Here is a 279-nt window from a genome sequence, read left to right as displayed (position 1 = left end):
CCCCACAGTCGCAAGAGCACGCTGCACCTTCAAAAGAGCCGGTTCGTCCGTCGCGACGATAAAGATCTTGTCGAAGTCCGACCTCAGACATTTCTTCACATTCGCCACGACGTTGGACTTGCCGGTCTCGACCTCGATGGCGGTCTGCTTGCCACCTTTCAGAGCGAGCACATCGACGCGCCCACCGACTCTTGGCGCTTCGAGCTTGACCCGGTAGCCCTCACCCTCGAGCCGCCTCGCATACCACCGCTTCCAGTATTCATGAACCAAGGACTCAGG

General features: G+C 59.1%; 1 protein-coding gene. It reads right to left on the bottom strand.

What is annotated here, in order from left to right; all coding sequences use genetic code 11:
* A partial coding sequence (locus tag QWY28_RS23640; protein WP_300955352.1) for a competence protein CoiA family protein occupies positions 1-279 on the bottom strand: 279 nt, incomplete at both ends.

Origin of the sequence: Nocardioides oceani, from assembly GCF_030412965.1 — a bacterium.
Taxonomy (GTDB): Bacteria; Actinomycetota; Actinomycetes; order Propionibacteriales; family Nocardioidaceae; genus Nocardioides; species Nocardioides oceani.
The sequence above is the reverse complement of the archived record's forward strand: the minus strand, read 5'-3'. Positions and strand labels throughout refer to the sequence as shown.